The following is a 3,836-nucleotide window of genomic DNA, read 5'->3' as shown; positions in this document are numbered from 1 at the left end:
GGCCGGGGCCTCCGGAGCGTCCGGGCACGGTTCTGGTCCGTACGCACCAGTGCGCCTGAGTACCCGTACTCAGGCGCGGCCTCACGCCTGAGCAGCAGGATCGGACCCATGCTGTGGTCCGACCCCGAGAACAAGCCGCCGAAGGAACTGCGCGACGCCCAGGACATGATGCGGCGCGCGGGGCTGGTGCTGGCGCTCGCGATGGTGGTCGCGATGTTCGTGCTCGGGACGCGGTGAAGGGCGCCGGAACAGCGGCTGCGCCCCTGCCTGCCCCGACGGCCTTCTACGATGGCGCGTATGACTGATCAGCGCCGTCTCGTGCTCGCCTCCGCATCCCCCGCCCGTCTCGGTCTTCTGCGGCAGGCCGGATTCTCGCCCGAGGTGATCGTCAGCGGGGTGGACGAGGACGCGCTCGGCGCCCCGACGCCGGCCGAGCTGGCACTCGTCCTCGCCGAGGCCAAGGCCGCCGCGGTGGCCGGCCGGCCGGAGGCGGCGGGCGCCCTGGTCATCGGCTGCGACTCGGTGCTCGAGCTCGACGGCGAGGCGCTCGGCAAGCCGGCCGACGGCGAGGAGGCCATAGCCCGCTGGAAGTCCATGCGCGGCCGGGCCGGGGTGCTGCGGACCGGCCACAGCGTGATCGACACCGCAACCGGCCGCACGGCCTCGGCGACCGCCTCCACGACCGTCCGCTTCGGCGAACCGACGGACGCGGAGGTCGCCGCGTACGTGGCCTCGGGCGAGCCGCTCCACGTCGCGGGCGCCTTCACGCTGGACGGCCGGTCCGCGCCGTTCGTCGACTCCATCGAGGGCGACCACGGCAACGTCATCGGGCTCTCGCTGCCGCTGCTGCGCAGGCTGCTGGGCGAGCTGGGGATCTCCGTCACCGAGCTCTGGGTCTGAGCGCGGACCGGGCGGGCCGGACCGTACAGGTCAGATCGGGGCCGGAGCGTACGGGCCGGACCGGGTCGGCCGGAACGTACAGGTCAGGCCCGCCCCGTCGGCCGTACGGTCAAGCTCTCCTCGTCGGCCATACGAGTCAGATCGGGGCCGGAACGTACGGGCCTGACCGGGTCGGCCGGAACGTACGGGCCGGACCGGGTCGGCCGGAACGTACAGGTCAGGCCCGCCGCGTCGGCCGTACGGTCAGGCTCTCCTCGTCGGCCATACGAGTCAGATCGGGGCCGGAGCGTTCGGTCCGGCGTCATCCGCGGGCCGGACGGCCTCGGGTCCCGGCCCTACGGGCCCGGGGCGGGGGCCGTACGCCACCAGCGTCAGCACGATCAGCCCGAGCACCACCATCATGAATCCGAACGCCGCCCAGCCGACCAGTCCCACCGTCAGCGCGCCGAGCACCCCGTGCACCACGGCGCAGGTGATGAGGGCGATGCGGCCGATACGGCCGGGGGCCCGGTCGCGAATGCCGGTCAGCAGGAGGACCAGCCCGGACAGCAGCAGATACAGGCCGAAGACGCCGCCCATCACCCAGGTGCCGCTGGACATGGCGTCGGATTCCAGCCCGGCCAGTGACATGTCCTGGTTCTTGACGACCGTCGCCATGATGCCGTTGATGAGCACAATGCCCACGGCCTCCACGAACAGCACGATCGCGGCCACGAACGCCACCGGTCTGCGCACCACGGTGCTCACCCCCTGTTACCTGCAGTACGTGCGATAGCGCGGACCCTACTAACGGGTAACGCGTGGGACAAGGGTTCCGACGCGCTTTGCTCCCACCTCGCACCACCGACGCGCCCCTGCGCGCCTTCCGTGCGCCCTTTTGGGCGTGACTCTCGTGCGTCGGGCAAAGAATCGTTCGCCCGTTAGTGGGGACCCCACAAAGAAACACCCGGCGTGGCTGCTTGCGCGAACAGAGACCTGGACCACACCTCGTGGCTACTGTGCGGTCATGGATCCCGGCGTACCGTGGTGCCACAAGGGATTTCGCGACTTGAGCAAGCCTCGAATCACGCTCTGTGTGGGCAAGCTCACCATTGGGGACGGGTCGTAGGGCCGTGTCGGTAGTCCCTAAACTCAGCTTGTTTCAAGGAGGGAGCCATCGTGCGCAAGGTGCTCATCGCCAACCGTGGCGAAATTGCTGTCCGTGTTGCTCGGGCATGCCGGGATGCCGGGATCGGGAGCGTGGCCGTCTACGCCGACCCGGACCGCGACGCTCTGCATGTACGCGCGGCCGACGAGGCATTCGCCCTGGGCGGTGACACCCCGGCCGCCAGCTACCTGGACATGGCCAAGGTGCTCCAGGCTGCCAAGGACTCCGGGGCGGACGCGATCCACCCGGGCTACGGCTTCCTGTCGGAGAACGCCGATTTCGCCCAGGCCGTCCTCGACGCGGGCCTGACGTGGATCGGCCCGCCGCCGCAGGCGATCCGGGACCTCGGCGACAAGGTCGCCGCCCGGCACATCGCGCAGCGCGCCGGTGCCCCGCTGGTGGCCGGTACGCCCGACCCGGTCGAGGGCTCGGCCGAGGTCGTGGAGTTCGCGAAGCAGCACGGGCTGCCGATCGCGATCAAGGCCGCGTTCGGCGGTGGCGGCCGCGGGCTGAAGGTGGCGCGCACGCTGGAGGAGATCCCGGAGCTGTACGACTCCGCGGTCCGTGAGGCCGTCGCGGCGTTCGGCCGCGGCGAGTGCTTCGTGGAGCGCTACCTGGACAGGCCGCGCCACGTCGAGACGCAGTGCCTGGCCGACCAGCACGGCAACGTCGTCGTCGTCTCCACCCGTGACTGCTCGCTCCAGCGCCGCCACCAGAAGCTGGTCGAGGAGGCCCCCGCCCCGTTCCTGTCCGAGGCGCAGAACGCGGAGCTGTACGCGGCGTCGAAGGCCATCCTCAAGGAGGCCGGTTACGTCGGTGCCGGCACCGTGGAGTTCCTCGTCGGCACGGACGGCACCATCTCGTTCCTGGAGGTCAACACCCGCCTCCAGGTCGAACACCCGGTCACCGAGGAGGTCACCGGCCTCGACCTCGTACGCGAGATGTTCCGCATCGCCGACGGCGAGAAGCTCGGCTACGACGACCCGGCCGTGCGCGGGCACTCCTTCGAGTTCCGGATCAACGGCGAGGACCCGGGCCGCGGCTTCCTGCCCGCTCCCGGCACCGTGACCGTCTTCACCCCGCCGACCGGCCCCGGTGTCCGCCTCGACGCGGGCGTGGAGTCCGGTTCCGTCATCGGCCCCGCCTGGGACTCGCTGCTGGCGAAGCTCATCGTGACCGGTGCCACGCGTGAGCAGGCGCTGCAGCGGGCGGCGCGCGCGCTGGCCGAGTTCAATGTCGAGGGCATGGCCACGGCCATTCCGTTCCACCGCGCGGTCGTCGCCGACCCGGCGTTCACCAGCAACCCGTTCCGGATCCACACCCGGTGGATCGAGACCGAGTTCGTCAACGACATCAAGCCCTTCACCGCCGCCGCCGACGTGGAGGCGGAGGAGGAGGCCGGTCGCGAGACCGTGGTCGTCGAGGTCGGCGGCAAGCGTCTTGAAGTCTCGCTGCCCTCGTCGCTGGGCATGAGCCTGGCCCGTACGGGCCTCGCGGCGGGCGCCAAGCCCAAGCGCCGCGCGGCGAAGAAGACCGGCTCCGCGGTCTCCGGCGACACCCTCGCCTCCCCGATGCAGGGCACCATCGTCAAGATCGCCGTCGAGGAGGGCCAGCAGGTCCAGGAGGGCGACCTCGTCGTCGTCCTGGAGGCCATGAAGATGGAACAGCCGCTGAACGCGCACCGCGCCGGCACCATCAAGGCACTGGTCGCCGAGGTCGGCAGCTCGGTCTCCTCCGGCGCCGTGATCTGCGAGATCAAGGACTGATCGAGCGGTACCCGACGTTCCAC

The 3,836-nt window shown here is 70.8% G+C and carries 4 protein-coding genes; 3 read left to right on the top strand and 1 reads right to left on the bottom strand.

From position 1 onward, the window contains the following. Positions 1-108 precede the first annotated feature (108 nt). Together mmpB and ACFU8Q_RS40050 are read left to right on the top strand one after the other, a co-directional pair. On the top strand, positions 109-237 hold the full coding sequence (mmpB, locus tag ACFU8Q_RS40055; RefSeq protein WP_093900106.1) for a morphogenic membrane protein MmpB: 129 nt from the start codon (positions 109-111) through the stop codon (positions 235-237). Positions 238-288: 51 nt separating this feature from the next. Then, positions 289-900 carry a nucleoside triphosphate pyrophosphatase gene (locus ACFU8Q_RS40050; protein WP_384464725.1) on the top strand — a complete coding sequence of 204 codons (612 nt, stop codon included), beginning with the start codon at positions 289-291 and terminating at the stop codon, positions 898-900. Positions 901-1,170: 270 nt separating this feature from the next. On the opposite strand, the gene ACFU8Q_RS40045 is transcribed toward ACFU8Q_RS40050, so the two are convergent. Next, on the bottom strand, positions 1,171-1,647 hold the full coding sequence (locus tag ACFU8Q_RS40045; protein ID WP_384464722.1) for a hypothetical protein: 477 nt from the start codon (positions 1,645-1,647) through the stop codon (positions 1,171-1,173). Positions 1,648-2,058: 411 nt separating this feature from the next. Here ACFU8Q_RS40045 and ACFU8Q_RS40040 point away from each other — a divergent pair, with 411 nt between their 5' ends. Then, positions 2,059-3,813, top strand: coding sequence for an acetyl/propionyl/methylcrotonyl-CoA carboxylase subunit alpha (locus ACFU8Q_RS40040; RefSeq protein ID WP_384464719.1), 1,755 nt, complete (start codon positions 2,059-2,061; stop codon positions 3,811-3,813). Positions 3,814-3,836 lie beyond the last annotated feature (23 nt).

It is taken from the genome of Streptomyces sp. NPDC057543, assembly GCF_042801895.1.
Taxonomy (GTDB): Bacteria; Actinomycetota; Actinomycetes; order Streptomycetales; family Streptomycetaceae; genus Streptomyces.
Note: the sequence above shows the minus strand (reverse complement) of the source record. Positions and strands in the feature narration are given on the sequence as shown.